Source organism: Limnospira platensis NIES-39 (assembly GCF_026000695.1).
In the GTDB taxonomy this organism is placed as follows: Bacteria; Cyanobacteriota; Cyanobacteriia; order Cyanobacteriales; family Microcoleaceae; genus Limnospira; species Limnospira platensis.
The window spans coordinates 216547-234272 of sequence record NZ_AP026945.1; the positions used below are offsets into that span (position 1 = coordinate 216547).

13 protein-coding genes are annotated in these 17726 nt (G+C 44.2%); 5 read left to right on the forward strand and 8 right to left on the reverse strand.

Annotated features, from left to right (window positions below; translation table 11 throughout):
• Positions 1-67 precede the first annotated feature (67 nt).
• From N39L_RS01080 to N39L_RS01090, 3 genes are read right to left on the reverse strand one after another with little or no spacing between them, the layout of a single operon-like run.
• Complete coding sequence (locus N39L_RS01080) at positions 68-1411, reverse strand: helicase-related protein (protein ID WP_373869259.1); 1344 nt, start codon at positions 1409-1411, stop codon at positions 68-70.
• Positions 1306-1695, reverse strand: a complete 390-nt coding sequence (locus N39L_RS01085) for a RecQ family ATP-dependent DNA helicase (protein WP_373869260.1) — start codon at positions 1693-1695, stop codon at positions 1306-1308. Before N39L_RS01085 ends, N39L_RS01080 begins: the two co-directional genes overlap by 106 nt.
• A gap of 20 nt (positions 1696-1715) precedes the next feature.
• On the reverse strand, positions 1716-2153 hold the full coding sequence (locus tag N39L_RS01090; RefSeq protein ID WP_014274022.1) for a DEAD/DEAH box helicase: 438 nt from the start codon (positions 2151-2153) through the stop codon (positions 1716-1718).
• A 165-nt stretch (positions 2154-2318) separates the two neighbouring features.
• On the opposite strand from N39L_RS01090, the gene N39L_RS01095 reads away from it, so the two are divergent.
• On the forward strand, positions 2319-3215 hold the full coding sequence (locus N39L_RS01095; protein WP_014274023.1) for a segregation/condensation protein A: 897 nt from the start codon (positions 2319-2321) through the stop codon (positions 3213-3215).
• Between the two features lie 1136 nt (positions 3216-4351).
• Here the strand turns inward: N39L_RS01095 and N39L_RS01100 are convergent.
• From N39L_RS01100 to N39L_RS01110, 3 genes are all read right to left on the reverse strand, one after another.
• A complete protein-coding gene (locus N39L_RS01100; protein ID WP_006618296.1) occupies positions 4352-5968 on the reverse strand; it encodes a Ppx/GppA phosphatase family protein in 1617 nt (538 codons plus the stop codon).
• 175 nt (positions 5969-6143) lie between these two features.
• Positions 6144-7415 carry a YcjF family protein gene (locus tag N39L_RS01105; RefSeq protein WP_043467891.1) on the reverse strand — a complete coding sequence of 424 codons (1272 nt, stop codon included), beginning with the start codon at positions 7413-7415 and terminating at the stop codon, positions 6144-6146.
• 13 nt (positions 7416-7428) lie between these two features.
• Complete coding sequence (locus N39L_RS01110) at positions 7429-8643, reverse strand: DNA double-strand break repair nuclease NurA (RefSeq protein ID WP_014274026.1); 1215 nt, start codon at positions 8641-8643, stop codon at positions 7429-7431.
• Between the two features lie 202 nt (positions 8644-8845).
• Between N39L_RS01110 and N39L_RS01115 the strand changes: the two genes are divergently transcribed.
• Together N39L_RS01115 and N39L_RS01120 are read left to right on the forward strand one after the other, a co-directional pair.
• Positions 8846-9310: a phytochrome family protein gene (locus N39L_RS01115; protein WP_014274027.1), complete on the forward strand. Its 465-nt coding sequence runs from the start codon at positions 8846-8848 to the stop codon at positions 9308-9310.
• Positions 9311-9364: 54 nt separating this feature from the next.
• Entirely contained in the window at positions 9365-11905 is a 2541-nt protein-coding gene (locus N39L_RS01120) for an ATP-binding protein (RefSeq protein ID WP_014274028.1), read from the forward strand.
• A gap of 635 nt (positions 11906-12540) precedes the next feature.
• Here the strand turns inward: N39L_RS01120 and N39L_RS01125 are convergent.
• Both N39L_RS01125 and patX read right to left on the reverse strand, forming a co-directional pair.
• A complete protein-coding gene (locus N39L_RS01125; RefSeq protein WP_043467895.1) occupies positions 12541-12780 on the reverse strand; it encodes a hypothetical protein in 240 nt (79 codons plus the stop codon).
• A gap of 331 nt (positions 12781-13111) precedes the next feature.
• Positions 13112-13309 (reverse strand): heterocyst-inhibiting protein PatX, encoded by a 198-nt coding sequence (gene patX / locus N39L_RS01130; protein WP_043467898.1) that lies wholly within the window; start codon positions 13307-13309, stop codon positions 13112-13114.
• A 369-nt stretch (positions 13310-13678) separates the two neighbouring features.
• Between patX and N39L_RS01135 the strand changes: the two genes are divergently transcribed.
• Both N39L_RS01135 and cobN read left to right on the forward strand, forming a co-directional pair.
• Entirely contained in the window at positions 13679-13963 is a 285-nt protein-coding gene (locus N39L_RS01135; protein ID WP_014274030.1) for a DUF3288 family protein, read from the forward strand.
• 6 nt (positions 13964-13969) lie between these two features.
• Positions 13970-17692 (forward strand): cobaltochelatase subunit CobN, encoded by a 3723-nt coding sequence (gene cobN, locus N39L_RS01140; protein ID WP_014274031.1) that lies wholly within the window; start codon positions 13970-13972, stop codon positions 17690-17692.
• Positions 17693-17726 lie beyond the last annotated feature (34 nt).

Here is a 17726-nt window from a genome sequence, read left to right on the forward strand (position 1 = left end):
TCGAGATTTGCAGAATTGAGAGGTCACCCTATTCGGGAATATTTGCTAATCCTTAGTAACATTGATATTACCTAAAAGAATTTAATGTCAAAGCCACAGGAAAAACCCGACCACTTCCCGACTGTCGCAACAGTGCAGTAATTATAGTTACAGTCCAACGGGAGTCTACCATATCATCAATTAAAAATACAGACCCTGGTTGAACTTCCTGATAATTAATCCGAAAAGCACCATCTAAATTATGGGCTTGTTGATAGCTATTGCTCATCTTTTTTTGGGGTGGTGTTTCACGGATTTTTTCCACAACTGGAAGGAAGCGTAAATTTAATCTAACGGCTACTCTTTCAGCAAAATTTGGCACCAAATGGGGACGAGTTAGGGAAGGAACACAAGTTACCCATGTAGGGAAAGGTTGCGGTTGCCATTTGTTAATCATCTCCACCATAGCCTCTACCAATTTATCATCAAAGTGATTATTTTGATATTTTCCTTGTTGTACCTGTTCCCCCCAACCCGGATCACCCCAACAACACAAACTGCGTCCCGCTTCTGCTTGTAATTGGTGACTAATCTTGCCATTAAAATTATATTCAAGTAAGGCATTTTTGGGAAATTGTCGGCGAGGTTCAATCGTTTGATAGGTGCGTTTTAAATATTCAATAGCTTCCTTGACTAACTCCTGGTTACAGGTAGTTTTGAGTAAGGGTCGATTTAAACAAACCGCACACTTTCCACAGGGTGCTGGGTTGGGGTCATCGAGGGAACATTGTAAGAATTGCATCAAGCATTCTTGACTGTTCATATAGTCTCGCATTTCCGCCTGTTCTTCCTCTCGAATACGAGTAATTTCATCAATTTTATGACTATTCAGTTGATAACGTAATGCTGCCGGGGTAGCATACCATTTTGACTTGCGTTTAACTACCGGGGGAGAAGATTCTAAAGACAGGAATTTTAACACCTTCTCAATTTGACCACGACCGATATTGACACTTTGTTCAATTTCAGGCACTGATAATTCATTTTTAGTCAGCAGCGCCTCAAGAATTTGTTGGATATTATGTGAGGAAGGAAAGGCATTTTTGATAAAGTAATTAGTGATTTCCTCATCTTCTTTTCCACTTAATAAAATACCATAGGCTTCATCTACAGCACGTCCGGCTCGACCGACTTGTTGATAATAATGGACAACTGAACCAGGTCTTTGATAATGAATAACAAAGCCTAAATCCGGTTTATCAAAACCCATACCTAAAGCTGTGGTTGCCACTAAGACTTTTAGTTGGTTAGCCAATAAATCATTTTCTAATTTTTGTCGCAATTCATTGTCAAGTTGACCATCATAAGCGGCGGATTTAATGCCTTTTTTTTTAAAAAATTGGTTAGTTTCCGCGCGTCTCTGACCGTCAATGTATAAATAATTCCACTGCCAGGAAGTTGGGGTAAATATTCGAGCAACCAAGCCATCCTTTCCGCTGGAGTTGGCAAATAAATATTTTGCAGTTTCAGACTTTTGCGAGTTAAAGTGCCGCGAGAAATCGTGAGTTTTTCACCTAATTGAGCTTGAATATCTTGGATAACGCGATTATTGGCGGTTGCCGTAGTTGCTAAGACAGGAATATTAGGGGGTAAGCCTTGAATAATGCGAATAATGCGGCGATAATCAGGACGAAAATCATGCCCCCAGTCGGAAATACAATGAGCTTCATCTACTACTAATAAACCAACTTTTTCGTGTGCATCATCACATTATCCAGGAAGTCTTGATTGGCTAATCTTTCGGGAGAAATTAGTAAAATGTCAATACTTCCAGCCAGCAGTTGTTGCTCAATTATTGACCATTCTTCCGAGTTGCTAGAATTGATGGTGGCGGCTTGAATGTTGATTCTTTGGGCGGCTTGAATTTGGTTCCGCATTAAAGCTAGAAGGGGGGAAATTAATAAAGTGGGACCGGCTCCTTGATGGCGAAGTAAACGGGTGGCTAAAAAATAAACTAAACTTTTTCCCCAACCTGTGCGCTGGACGACTAATAAACGTTCTCGGTGGTCGATTAGACGAGCGATCGCTTCCCATTGTCCATCTCGGAAAGTAGCGTCAGGGTTATCTAGGGCAGTTTTTAAATAAGACAAGGCTTCGGATTTTAAAGATTCCATGATCAGTTAAACTCAGACATACTAGAGACCATCATATTCATTGTAATCAAAAATATCTAAGTCAGCCCTAATAGCCTTATGCTATAATGCGGAAAGCCAGCATCCAGCTATAGTAGTAAGCACAAGTTCCTGTTCACACCCAAGCCGACCGGAGAAACAACGCCTATGACCTCTGACACACCCCAGGACGCTTTAGCCAGCCTGTCCGAAGGAATTGCACTGCTGATTGATTTGGCTAAACAGGGAGAAATAGATCCTTGGGATGTGCGGGTGATTGAGGTGATTGATCGCTATCTCAGCCAACTGACTCCGGGTGTTGATTCGGTCTCGAATAATCAGTTTGTAGAACTTTCCCAATCTGGTCAAGCCTTTCTTTATGCTTCTATGCTGGTGCTACTGAAGGCGGATAGCCTGATGGATTCCGATGAGCCTGGGGATGATGATGCTATGATTACCGGAGAGTTAGAATTTTTGGGGTCAGAGTCAGAAACTGAGTGGCTGCGTCCTCAGAATTTGGAACGACAGTTACGCCGCCGTGCTGTGGCTAAGGTTCCCCAAAAGCGTCAGGTAACACTTCAAGAGTTGATTGATCAACTGCAATTAATGGCGGCTACGATCGCCCAGCACCAGAGTCGTCCCCGTCCCCGTCGTCATGTTTCTGTTAATAAAAATAAAGCCGCTAAGGCGATCGCTGAATTAGCACACCAAGAAAACCTGGTAGAAATGGCTGGAAAATTAGATGAACTTCTCCGGGCTGAAGGTGTAGACCTCCAAGGCGATTGGTTAGAACTTGAACAATTATTAGTTCTGTGGTCTAATCTGATTGGTAAGCAGAAAACACACATCCCCAACCCTATAGAATCCACCAATTTACTCCCAGAGTCAGCCGCAAATACTCCGCCTGTTTCTCATTCTAAACATGATCGAGTTGGGGTTTTTTGGGCTTTGTTATTATTATCGGCTCAGTCTAAGGTAGAGTTATCCCAGGATGAATTTTATCAGGATATTAAAGTCAGGACTTTAAATATATCCCCCCAGCCTGAATTAAACAACATCCCATAGTTAATAATTAATAATTGTAGGGGCGGGTTCTGCGGTAACCTCGCCGACCAACGACAATATAAATAAACCCGCCCCACCCCACCGGGTAATTAATTAATAATTGTAGGGGCGGGTTCTGCGGTAACCTCGCCGACCAACGACAATATAAATAAACCCGCCCCACCCCACCGGGTAATTAATTAATAATTGTAGGGGCGGGTTCTGCGGTAACCTCGCCGACCAACGACAATATAAATAAACCCGCCCCACCCCACCGGGTAATTAATTAATAATTGTAGGGGCGGGTTCTGCGGTAACCTCGCCGACCAACGACAATATAAATAAACCCGCCCCACCCCACCGGGTAATTAATTAATAATTGTAGGGGCGGGTTCTGCGGTAACCTCGCCGACCAACGACAATATAAATAAACCCGCCCCACCCCACCGGGTAATTAATTAATAATTGTAGGGGCGGGTTCTGCGGTAACCTCGCCGACCAACGACAATATAAATAAACCCGCCCCACCCCACCGGGTAATTAATTAATAATTGTAGGGGCGGGTTCTGCGGTAACCTCGCCGACCAACGACAATATAAATAAACCCGCCCCACCCCACCGGGTAATTAATTAATAATTGTAGGGGCGGGTTCTGCGGTAACCTCGCCGACCAACGACAATATAAATAAACCCGCCCCACCCCACCGGGTAATTAATTAATAATTGTAGGGGCGGGTTCTGCGGTAACCTCGCCGACCAACGACAATATAAATAAACCCGCCCCACCCCACCGGGTAATTAATTAATAATTGTAGGGGCGGGTTCTGCGGTAACCTCGCCGACCAACGACAATATAAATAAACCCGCCCCACCCCACCGGGTAATTAATTAATAATTGTAGGGGCGGGTTCTGCGGTAACCTCGCCGACCAACGACAATATAAATAAACCCGCCCCACCCCACCGGGTAATTAATTAATAATTGTAGGGGCGGGTTCTGCGGTAACCTCGCCGACCAACGACAATATGAATAAACCCGCCCCACCGGGTAATTAATTGATAATTAATAATTGATTGTAGGGGCGCGCCTCCCAAAGAGAATATTAATAAACCAGCCTTTTGAGGAAAGGGGGATCGGGTGGGCTAACAGTTGTTGATTTAAGGTTCTAAAAACGCCACAAGTGTGAGGTTATATTGTTCCTCAAACACATCTTTTTTAAGGTCTAAACTCCACAATTCCAAAGCACAATTATCTTGGGGGTCAACTGGTTTAAGTATCAATTTAAACTCTTTTTTATCGCGATCGCACTGACAAGTAACCTCAGCTACCGCGCCAATTTGACGACGGTCTAAAGCCACAGCCAACCGCATCAAAGGATTAAGACGGTCGATAATGTGACGATTTTTCTTCGACAAATTTTGATAATTTTCATGTTTCTTTTTGGGGGCACTTTTCCGGTGATAGCGAGCCAAATTAGCAATCATATCAATTTCGGTTTCCGTATAACCCAAAAGTTCCCCATTACGGATTAAATAATAGGAGTGTTTATGGTGTGCAGAATGACTAATATATAGCCCGCAGTTATGCAAAATAGCCGCCGCCCAGAGCAATTCTCGTTCCGCCGATCCATAGTCATAGAGAATGCCATTAGTTTGGTCAAATAGGCTGAGAGAGAAGGCTGCCACCCGTTCACCATGTTCTAAATCTACATTATATTTTTGAGCAATTTTGAGGATGCTACGTTGTCGGATAGAACTTTCATATCGTAGGCGGTCTTCAATCAACCCGTGGGTAAGCATCCAATCAACAATTACCCCTTCCCGCAAACTTCTTTCACAAATAGTCAGAGACTCTATTTCTAATAAACTCATCGCCTCCTGTAAAATCAGCGCCCCAGCCAGGATAATTTCCGCCCGCCGATCATTTATGCCAGGAATTTGCAACCTTTCTTGGTAGGATAACTTCCGCAGACGACTAACGATATTGTGTAACTCATTTAAAGTAATTTGGTATCCGGCTAAAGGTGTAGGTTCAGTGCCTAATTTTTCCTTAGCAATCATCACCGCCAGGGTTTCAATTGTACCGGAAGTGCCGACTAAATGGGATACTTTGCGATTGGGGAGATGAAGACGCAACTCATCAACGGGACGTTCCAACATTCCCCGAATATAGGCTTGTACAAACAGAAATTCTGTGCGAGATATAGGGTCAGTTTTGATATATTCTTGAGTGAGACGGACAGCCCCGACCTTGGTACTACTGAGAAATTTAGGTTCTCCACCATCTCCCAAAATTAACTCTGTCGAACCCCCTCCGATATCAATAATAACGTGGGGTTGGTCGTGAAATTCCATAGCCGAGAGGACACCCAAATAAATTCTCCTGGCTTCTTCAGGACCAGAAATCAGGTTAATTTCGAGATCCAATTCGTCGGATACTCGTTTGATAAAATCCCGACCGTTGGGGGCTTCCCGGACTGCGCTGGTAGCGACAGCAACAACTTGCTCGACGTTAAAGGTTTTGGCTAGTTCCTGAAAGCGTCGGAGGGTGGCGATCGCCCTATCCATGACTTCCGGCTTGAGTTGTCCTTTTGGTCCACAGTCTCCGAGTCTGACCGTATCTTTCTCTCGGGCGATAATCGTAAATGCGGGTAGACTCTTATCAATTCGCACTATGACCATGTGCAGAGAGTTGGTTCCTAGGTCAATAGAAGCCAAAATATGTTCGCCACTGGGCCTTAATTGCTTCCCTAAATGCGGAACTGATGTAGCCATAACAAATATATATTAAGCGATTCTAAATTCTATCTTAGATCAAAACTTGGCACTTCAATATCCCCTGTAGACAATCTTAGCCACCAGTAGGGGCGAACAGTAGGGGCGAAAAATTTTTCGCCCCGACAATTGTCCTTTGTCTCCTTCTACCCCTTTCCCAGAGGGAGGGGGAGTTTCATGGTCCATTGTCGATTTGGGTTTGAGAATTTTTAAAGGCTTGTTTCATCACCGATTGAATTCGCTTAGGATCGGGTTTTTTGCCACCCATTAAATCGCCGAAATATACACAAGTAGCTTCACCTAAAGCCCCCGTATAAGCAAAAGCCCAAGAAGCAGCGATCGCACTTCCCAAAGCCGGAATAAACTTAATTAATTCCCGACCGACCACCTGAGCGAGAAATCCACCAGCGATCGCACTAACAATACCCCCAGCTTGGGAGGGGGTAATAGTTTGACCGTAGAGTTTTCCTAGTAACCCCACCATAGACACTTGTAGGGCTGTTAAAACTGGCATAGTCGCAAAAGGTAGGGGAACCGCTGCTATAGTAGCCGCCATAATAGAAAAAGCCAAAATATAGCGCCTTCCCACGTCTCGATATAAATTACTTAATTCCTGTCCCGCCTGTCCTTCCAAAAGCTGATAAATAGTCCTAGCTTCCGCTTCTGGCAACAATTCCATCAAAGTATCCCTAAAATTTTCTAAGCCATAAAATACCGGGCTATAGCCATCTTCTTCCAGGGTAAAATCAATGGCAACTAGGCGATTATATAACTTCTCAAAATCCTCGGTTATCGCCTCAATACTTCGCTGATATTCGGCAAATTCGGGGGGATAGGGGGGATGATTTTCCGTGTTGGCGGGATAGACTTCATGGAGACAAGTAACCACCAAGAGACAGGGTAAATCAGGGTATTTTTTGCGTAAATTAGCCGCAATAGTTCGCAGGGTATCCGTAGCGAAATCATTAATTTTAACCGTCAAAATTAGCACCCGTGCGCCGCGACTTTCCTCCTGTAAATTCTCCACCAACTCCGCCACCAACTCATCCGTATCTTGATTAATATCCCCCAGTCCCACCGTATCCGTAAAAATCAGTAAAGGTAGATCCCCGGAAGGGTAAGCATATCGTTGAGTGTTTTGGGTGTGGGGCTTAAATCCCTGGCCGACAATTTCCGCCGCAACTCCTGTTAATCCCCGAACAATGGAACTTTTACCCGCTTGAGGTTTCCCAATTAGCAGCGCTTCTGTAGTTGGAAGTTCAGCCCGGACGCGCTCCAAAATCTCAGCAACTTCGCTGTCACTAACATTAAACCAGTCTCCAATTCTATCACTGACTTTCCCGATTTTCCACAATTTTTTGAAAGGCTCAGTAACATATTCCCAGGGTGCTTTTTGGGAAGCCGGAGAAGGTTCTGGGGGTAAATTGCTATCAGATGGTTCAGACATAATCACAGGTTTGTTAAGCAATACTTCCGCGTTTGCGTGCTTCTTTGTAGGAGATGCCCACATTAGGGAGTCCGGCGCGAATCATTTGGTCTTCTAGCATAGCAAAAAACCGAGTGCGATCGCCTCCTCTCACCACCGCTTGATTGTGGGCTTCCGCTAAAGCCACCGGGTAGCCATAGCCTTTATAAACTTGGGCTAACATAATTGATAAAGCTAACTCAAATTGTTCCGTATTTTCAGCTACCCAAGCCGGACATTCAATTCTAGCGATTTCCGTGCCCACATTCACATAACAGAAGTAGATGGAATCAAAATCATAATAATCTAAAATACGCGATCGCGATCGCCAGAGGGGGCTGCGCTGTCCCGGTTTCAGATAATTAGACCATAGCACCGTATCTCGCAGAGGTTCAGAAATTTGACAGGGGGCTTGTTTAATCTTGCCTTTTTTGTCCACCTGACCGAAATCTGGGCAATTTCGCACACAATCAGGTTCATTATAGGGACACGCTTGCAATCTCAGAAACGAAATAGTTTCGCTACTGCGAGAAGCGCTGACATAACCCATCATCGGAATACCAGACACTTTAATCATATCCCAGGCTTCTAAAATCGGTGCGATAATGCGATCGCGCGCTTCTACTGGTAATGTTTCTAAAAACCAGTAAACTAGGGAACCATCCACTAAAGCCAGAGCCGGGTTAAGGTTGTCCCCACCAATCGTAGCAATCTCCCGAGCTGTTTCCGCGAGGGCGATCGCTTCCGAAATGGTGCGTTGGTAGCCCATCCATTCCTCTGTCCGAATACCCCACTGACGCGAAATATAAAGGTCTTCGGGACGATAAAAAATTTCGGGAACACTATCAAGGATCGGGTGGCGACTTTGACCATAATGGAGGACAACCCTACCGATATTGATTAGATAACAATAGGCGATTTCGTGGGCGTTAGGGGCGATTTGGGACCCGTCTGTGGCAAAAACTGTATGGGCGGCGGGTGGTGCTTGAATCGTGAAACAGCTATCTAATGGCTCTATGGGAATCGCGGGGTGAAAAGGAATCCGATCTACCCAGTAATTCAGGCTTTCGATCAATTCTTCTTGATGCTTTTGGGCTTCTGTCAGCAGGTTTTGTGCTGCTTTTAGGCGATCGCGGGCGGCTTGGGCTTCACGGGTCAAGTGTTTACTCATCCCCTGCATTTGGCGAGCCAGTTGAGTTAGGTCAAGCATAGTATTGGGCGCTGAAGTCACACCTAATTATAAATCTCAGAGTTTAACTTGATGTGGTTGCGCCGAAATACTTATCACTGATTGCCAATATAAGTGGCTCGGTACATAATATATTAGTGTCTATGGGCAATTTTATGATCACAAATCATCCGGGCTAATGCTTGGTTACTTTTATTATTAACAACTAGGAGTTAATTAAATAGTGGATACAGTCGAAAATTTTCCCTTAACATCTGTTGATCTCAGTAATTGCGATCGTGAACCCATCCATATTCCCGGTAAGATTCAATCTCACGGTTGTTTGCTAGTTCTCCAGGAACCAGAACTCATCATTTTACAAGCCAGTTGTAATACTCAACTATTTTTAGGCCAGGAAGTAGAGGCCGTCGTCGGCAAAACTTTAAGCCAAGTATTCACCCCCACAGCATTTCAAAAAATCTCCCTATCTCTGACCTCTCATGACCTCAAATACTCCAAACCCATTTACATCGAATTAAATTATCACAATAACCCTCAAAAATTAACCGCCATTGTCCATCGACATCAGAATGTATTAATCTTAGAGTTAGAACCCCATATTCCCACACAACCCCACCGCGCTTATAGCATCTATGCACAAATTCAATCATCCTTTCCGAGTATTGAAAATAAAAATAGTTTCGAGTAATCCGCCCAATTTTTAGCCCAGGAAATTCGCCAATTAACCGAATACGATCGCGTCATGATTTATCGGTTTGAAACTGATGGCAGTGGCATTGTCGTAGCCGAAGACAAACAACCAGAATTAGAGCCATTTCTCGGACTCCATTACCCCGCTTCCGACATCCCCAAACAAGCCAGACAACTGTATTATAAAAACTGGGTGAGGATTATTGTTAATGTTAATGATGCTCCCGTCCCTATTTATCCTCTTAATAATCCCATTACTCACAAAAATCTGGATTTAAGTTATGCAACTCTTAGGAGTGTGTCCCCTATCCATATTGAATATCTGCAAAATATGGGCGTTTCCGCGTCCTTGTGTATTTCTCTGATTAATGACCAAAAACTATGGGGTTTAATTGTTTGTCATCACTACAGCCCTAAATTTGTCCCCTATGAATTGCGACAAGCCTGCGAATTATTAGGGCAATTTATGTCCGTTGAACTGTTCCGCCAGTATCAAAAAAATTGGGAAGCCTATCAGAAGAAAGTCAAAAAGATTCAGCAACTCTTTAGACAAGAACTCTCGGGACATGAATCAGATTTAATTAATCGCATTCGCACCATGATTGATTCTAGTGGTCAATATTTGCTAGAATTAGTTAATGCTCAAGGTGTCGTGATTGGCTTACAGGGAGAACTAACTGAGTTTGGCGAAACTCTCCCTAAATCAGATTTGCATGATTTACTCTCCTGGCTGCGTAGCTGCTACCCAGAGGAAATTTTTTACACCGATCGCCTCGCCGAAATTTACCCACCTGCTCAAAATTACATCAACAAAGCCGCTGGCTTGCTGGCTATTTCAATTTACTTAGATCAAGCCACTTATCAAATAGTTTGGTTTCGTTCAGAAATTATCCAGACTGTGACTTGGGGGGGAAATCCTAATAAACCAGTGTTCATTGATGATAATAACCAAGTGCGCCTATCTCCCCGCAAGTCTTTTGAAGCCTGGAAAGAAACAGTTAGTGGTCATGCTTTGGGCTGGAATGAATTAGAAATAAATGCCGCCATGGAACTCCGCAATACTTTAATGTTGGCGGTTTTGCATTTCTCTCATTTCGCCTTAGAAGAAGTCGCTAAACGTGCCGAAATGGCGAATAGATCCAAAAGTGAATTTTTGGCTAATATGAGCCATGAAATTAGGACCCCCATGAATGCAATCTTGGGTTTTTGTGATTTACTTAAAGGATTGGTTGAAGATGAAAAACAACAATCTTATCTGGATGCGATCGCTGCTGGGGGTCGAGCCTTAATTGGTTTAATTGATGATATTTTGGATCTCTCCAAAATTGAGGCTGGAAAACTCCAACTTGAGTATCAGCCTATGAATTTGCCTATATTACTACAGGAAATCCAGCAAATCTTTTTACCCACAGCCATGGCTAAGGGTTTATCACTACAGATAAATATTGAACCCAATGTTCCTAAGATTATCGAATTTGATGAAGTCCGACTCCGCCAAATTCTCTTTAATATTGTCGGAAATGCTATCAAATTTACCGAAGAGGGTTCCGTTACGATTTCGGTTCGCGCCCAAAATTGTGATCATGATTCTCGGGTTACTCTGGAAATTATGATAGCAGATACTGGTATGGGAATATCTCCAGATCAGCATCAACAGATTTTTGAAGCCTTTGTACAAAGTGAAGGACAAAGTAACCGTCGCTATGGTGGGACTGGACTCGGTTTGGCTATTACTCGAAGACTTACCAATCTGTTGGGAGGTAAACTAACTCTCGAAAGTCAGTTAGGCTTAGGAAGTGTTTTTACTTTTGCCTTTCCTGATGTCCAAATTACACAATCTCATCAATTAATTAATCTACAAACCTCCCTGAATTTGTCTGATTTTATGCCATCTACTATCTTAGTAGTCGATGATGTCCAGTCTAACCGAAACCTCATTGCTGGTTATTTTGATAACACAGAACATCTGCTGCTACAGGCTCAAGATGGATATCAGGCGATCGCTATGGCTGAAACTCATCATCCTGATGTGATTTTAATGGATCTACGAATGCCCGATTTAGATGGCATTGCTACCAGTAAACTTATCAAAGCCAATCCCCAAACTGCTAATATTCCCATTGTTATGTTAACCGCTTCTGTGGCTGCTCAAGATTTTGAGTTGAGTCAAAATTTATGTCAGGGATATCTACGCAAACCTGTTAATCAAGAACAACTCGCCGCTGTATTCTCCGATATTTTGCCACGCCAAATAAATATTAAACCCCCTAAGATTCCTCAAAAATTCCCTGAAAAAATAGCCATTGATATCACTAAATTACCCTTAAATAAATTGCGAGAGTTACAGCAACTTTTGCAGGAAGAAGAAGACAAAGGATGGCAGGAATTACGCGATCGCATGACTCAAAGACAGTTGCGATCGTTTTTGCGACGCTTACAAAAGTTAGTGAAAAATTATCCCTGGAAACCTCTTGAAGATTATGTTACCATTCTTGATCAGCAGTTCACAGACTTTGATTGGGACCACTTACCAGATACTATCAATAACTTTCCTACACTCAGGCGATCGCTTCAACAACTAGATTCTCCCTAGTCCCCCCGGTACTAAGTCATGGTTTGGTAAAGGTTTTGTAAAGAGTTGATGAAACTAGTCTTTAGGTAATCTATAGAATCTTTTAATTTTGCCACCTTTCGGGTATATTTGAAATAGGGAATTTATCCAAATATCTCGGTGGTGTTAGGGGCGAAAAAAATTAAGTAAAATTACGGAGTTATTAATATAACTTGGTCTATTGGTTGTGTCCAAAAGTCAGTGATTTTACTTACATACTAACTTGCATTCATCTGGGGGAGGTCTATTATGACCGGTCTGGAACTGATTATTTTTATTTTTGGCCCGTTTATTTCATTTAGTCTAGCCTGTTTACTGGCATCTAACCAACGGGAGTTTAGCACCGAACCGGATACCAACAAATACTAACACTAACATATAATCAAAATTGTCTGGGCTGGGCCACCTAGCGGACAACCGCACCAAAGCGGACGGGTTGGGTTAGGGAATTGGGGCAGGTAATTATCTACCAAAAAGGCGATCGGGGGGCATATATATCTATAAGTCTGCGATCGGTGATCAAAAGTTCCCGGAAACCACCACTAAAATCGGTACTCCCATGAGTGGTAGCTTCCTGGTGTCTAGTGCTGACCACTAGCTAGGTAGGTAGAGACCGACTAGCGCCGACCATCTCCTGGCTGAGGATAGGAGGGAGACTCCTCTGGGGACTTATTATCGGCTGCCATAATCTGGCTATCAACAATGGTCGCCATCTCTTGAGTCAATTGTGTATGAAAATCTAGGGAAGCCACGGAGATGGTTTTTGTCTGCGCGGGGGAAGGGGCGACTAAGGCAGCAGCGCCTACAGAAGCGATCGCAGCACTAATAGCCAAGGAAGCCAAAGCATTATATAGCATTTTTAAAGACCCTATCGATATGTGGTAACAGAACTTGCTTAAAATACTTGGGCTAGATTTCCATATCCGGAAAAAAAATAGAATTTTTCCCAAAAATCTCTAGTCTAGTTGGATGACAATCAGAATTTTCTGAAGACATGGGGGGGGGAGACAGTCAACGGAGTAATTCCGATAAATTCGGCGTAATATTAGCCAAAAGTGACGATAATCACTCATCCTGAATACGCCAGCAGTATCACCCATACAAATAATCCCTCAATTGACAAGGGTTAATTGAGGAGACTATCTGATATATTGCGGGCAATAAAGTATATTTACATGGTTGGATGTCTTAGCCTTTCCTGCCGCTACCTCGGTGGGGGGCAGGACTGGATTCAGTCTCTGGTATTTGGTTGTCATTGACTTGAACTAGCTCATAAATTGATTCATGGTAAGAGTCAGACGGGGTAGCTGTAGTCTCCAATTTGGGTTGATTAGCTAGATTAATGAGTGCCAAGCCAGATAGCATAATTAAACTGGAAAGACGCATGAGGGAGTTGTCCGTGTGAAAGTTTCCACTATCTAATACCAGCGGGATATTGGCGATCCGGTAAAAATCGCAAAATTGGATAACTAAGCAACAAGTAAAGTAATAAGCCGACAATTGAGGTTTTAGGGATTCATCAATTGCCTAAGTTCCCCCCATTACACCTTGTTCAGAAACCCCTGAAAACATTACCCTCACCCTAAATCTGAATCCCTAGGTGGGCTGGTGTTGCCAATGGCATATCTAGGACGAGCCCCTACGCTACAGGGTTGGGTTTTGACGAGGTAGCAACACCTATGGCAGGGGAGCGTCAACTGGTAATAATGCCTAACTAGGGCTATAATTAGCTTTTGTTGTACTAATGCTGCTACTATGGACGATCGCCAACAAAAACACCCCCAGTACAAAAGCGATCGCCTAATGGTTGATAAACTTTTGGCTAATCAGTCACCGGGAGACTATGAACTGGCGGAACTGGCCCGCCTCAAAATACGTTACCAGGGCTTCCCCGGCGCTTGGGATATCCAAAAAGACCTAGATCGACTTTTGCAACTGTGGAATTACACGGAAGACAGCCTCTTTGAGAAAACTCGCGCCATTCATGCTGAGGGTCATGTTTACCGCGCTAAAAACCGAGATAGTGATGATTGGGTATAAATTAAGATGCACAGAATTACAGCGATACCAGGAGGCTGGAGCCCCGACACAGAAGGGGTTATCTTTGTTGAACAAACGGCCGCGCCGATTATTGTTTTAACTGCAGCAGATACAGAAATTCAAACCTTAGCAGCAGCCCTAGGGGAGTTACCCCCAGACTTTCCCAATTTACGAGTAACTAATCTGCTGAACCTGCAACAACAACTTACTATAGACACCTATGCTGAGGAGGTCTTATCCCAAGCCAAAGTGGTAGTTTTGCGACTATTGGGAGGGCGCTCCTATTGGTCCTATGGTTTGGAAGTTTTAGCGGAAATCGCGGAAACTAAAGGGGTAGAAATGATTATTTTACCCGGAGATGATGGCGGCGACCCGGATTTAATTACTCAGTCTACGGTCCCCCTAACTGTTGCTAACCGAGTTGGGCAATATTTGAGTGAGGGAGGGGTAGAAAATGCGATGGCGGCTTTGCAATATATAAGCGATCGCTATTTAGCGACTAATTACAACCCGCCGCCACCTGTAGCCATTCCCAGAGTCGGTCGTTATCCTTGGCGCGCGATCGCTCACGTTTCCAAATATCCCCAAGTGGGAATCTTATTCTATCGCGCCCATTATCTCTCAGGAAATACTGCCCCCATTGATAGCCTTTGTCAAGCCTTAGCGGATCGTCAACTTAACCCGGTTCCGCTGTTTGTTTCGTCCCTGCGAGATCCCGAAATCCAACGGGAGGCGATCGCCTATTTAACCCCAGCCCAACTTTTAATAAATACCACAAGTTTCTCGATTTCATCCCTTGACAATTCCGATGACAATTCCGACCTACCCAGCGCCCCCCTGTTTAGTTTAGATATCCCGACATTACAGGCTATTCTGAGTGGTATTAGCGAACAGAGATGGCAATCAAGCCCCCTCGGATTACCTCCCCGTGATGTGGCGATGAATATCGCTTTACCAGAAGTAGACGGCCGAATTATTACCCGCCCCATTTCTTTTAAAACTGTCAAAAATAGCGATACCAGACTAGAAACAGATATTGTTCATTATCAACCCAAAAGCGATCGCATAGAATTTGTAGCCGACCTCGCCGCCAACTGGGTGAAACTCCCACAAACCCCCACCGACGAAAGACGCATCGCCCTAATTTTAGCGAACTATCCCACCCGTAACGGTCGCCTCGCCAATGGTGTCGGACTAGATACCCCCGCCAGTTGTGTAGAAATTCTCCAGGCTTTAAAATTAGCCGGATATACCATCAGCGATTTTCCCCTAACTGGAGATGATCTAATTCGGGAACTGACCAAGGGAGTTACTAACGACCCAGAAGGGCGAGACTTTCATCAAGTTAACCAGTTTTTAAAATGGGAAGATTACCTAACTTATTTTAACACATTACCGGCCGCTGTGCAAGGGGGAATTAAAGAACGTTGGGGGGCACATTTTTTTGATAATCCGCCGGAGATATTACCGATTGCTGGGATACAATTTGGCAATATTTTTGTAGGGATTCAACCCTCACGAGGTTATGACCTTGATCCGAGTCTGAATTATCACGCCCCGGACTTAGAACCGACCCCGGAATATTTAGCTTTTTATGAATGGTTAAGAAACCACTTTAAGGCTCATGCAGTGGTTCATGTAGGGAAACATGGTAACTTAGAATGGCTACCGGGTAAAGGGGTAGGACTGTCTGAGGAATGTTACCCAGAAATCGCCCTGGGACCTTTACCGAATTTCTATCCGTTTATTGTTAATGACCCTGGGGAAGGTTGCCAAGCCAAACGCCGATCGCAGGCGGTAATTTTAGACCATTTAACGCCGCCAATGACTAGGGCTCAATTATATGGACCTTTGCAACAATTAGAAGGGTTAATTGATGAATATTATCAAGCCCAAGTCTTAGATCCATCTCGGTTAAAAACTATCAGCGATCGCATTGTGGAGTTAATCGGCAAGGAAAAGTTAGACCGAGATTTGGGCATTTCGGATGGAGAAATAGTCGAGGAATTATTTAGCACAATTGACGGTTATTTATGTGAACTAAAAGAAAGTCAAATTCGGGACGGTTTACATATTTTAGGGCGCTGTCCAGAATCGAGACAATTGCGGGATTTAATCATAGCCATAGCCCGTCATCCCAGCCAAAATCGATTAGGTTTAACCCGGGCGATCGCCCAAGATTGGGGTTGGGAATTAGACCCCTTAACAGCTAATCCGGCGGATTTATGGGAGGTGGAGGGCGACCAGAAAAACCGTGAAATCTGTAGGAGGGTCGGGGATGCGATCGCCTTAATCGAAGACGAAGCGGCGATTTTAATTGACCAATTAATCAGCCAAAATAGTCAGGAATTACCAGGGGAATTGACCCGCCAAGAATTAGCTTGGATTGAAAATATCCTCCTCCCAAATCTGAAAAAATGCGATCGTGAAATTCAGAACCTATTACGGGGACTTGACGGCGGCTATATTCCCAGTGGATCATCCGGTGCGCCGACTCGTGGACGACCTGATGTTCTCCCCACGGGACGGAATTTCTACGCGGTCGATATTCGCGCCATTCCCACAGAAACGGCTTGGCGGGTGGGTCAGTTAGCAGCGGAAGCCTTAGTGGAAAAATACACTCAGGATCATGGAGAATATCCCCAAACTCTAGGGCTATCGGTGTGGGGAACTTCGACCATGCGAACAGGGGGAGATGATATCGCCCAGGCGATCGCTTTGTTGGGGGTACAACCAGTTTGGGAGGGTGCGTCCCGGCGAGTGGTGGATTTTGAAATCTTGCCGATTTCTGTATTGGGACGACCCAGGGTTGATGTCACCTTACGCATTTCTGGGTTATTTAGAGATGCTTTCCCCAATTTAATCGACCTATTCGATCGCGCTGTGGAGATGGTTTCTCAGTTACCAGAAACCCCTGAAGAAAACCCGATCGCCGCCACGGTCTATCAGGAAACTACCGCTTGGGTTAAGGAAGGTTTGACGGAAGATGAAGCTAAAATGCGATCGCGTTTGCGGGTATTTGGGTCAAAACCGGGAGCCTATGGTGCTGGGTTACAAGGATTAATTGAAGGGCAAAATTGGACTGATGACAGCGACCTAGCCCAGGCTTATTTGAATTGGAGTAGTTATGCTTACACTGGCGGTCAAGGAATTTCCGCCCCCCAAGCCTTTGCGAATCGTCTGCAACAAATGCAGGTAGTTTTACACAATCAGGATAATCGAGAACATGATATTTTAGACTCTGATGATTATTATCAATTTCAGGGGGGAATGACGGTGGCGGTGCGGGTTCTCCGAGGCGAAAATCCTGAGACTTATTTCGGTGATAATTCTCTGCCAGAAAATCCGAAAGTCCGACAGTTGCGCTCTGAAATTGCCCGGGTATATCGGTCGCGGGTGGTAAATCCTAAATGGATGGCTGGGGCGATGCGACACGGTTATCGGGGAGCTTTTGAAATGGCGGCTACAGTAGATTTTTTATTCGCTTATGATGCTACAGCCCAATGTGTTGATGATTTCATGTATGGGGGAGTAGCCGAGGCTTATATTTTAGATGAACAAGTCCAGAATTTTGTCCGCGAAAAGAATCCTTGGGCGTTGCGGGATATGGGGGAAAGGTTACTAGAAGCACACCAGCGAGGTTTATGGTCTTCAGCAGACCAAGATTTATTAGATAGATTACGAAATGTGGTTTTAGAGGCGGAAGCTGCCATTGAAATGGCAGAATAAACAGTAGAGGCAGGCTGATAACCTGCCCCTAAGA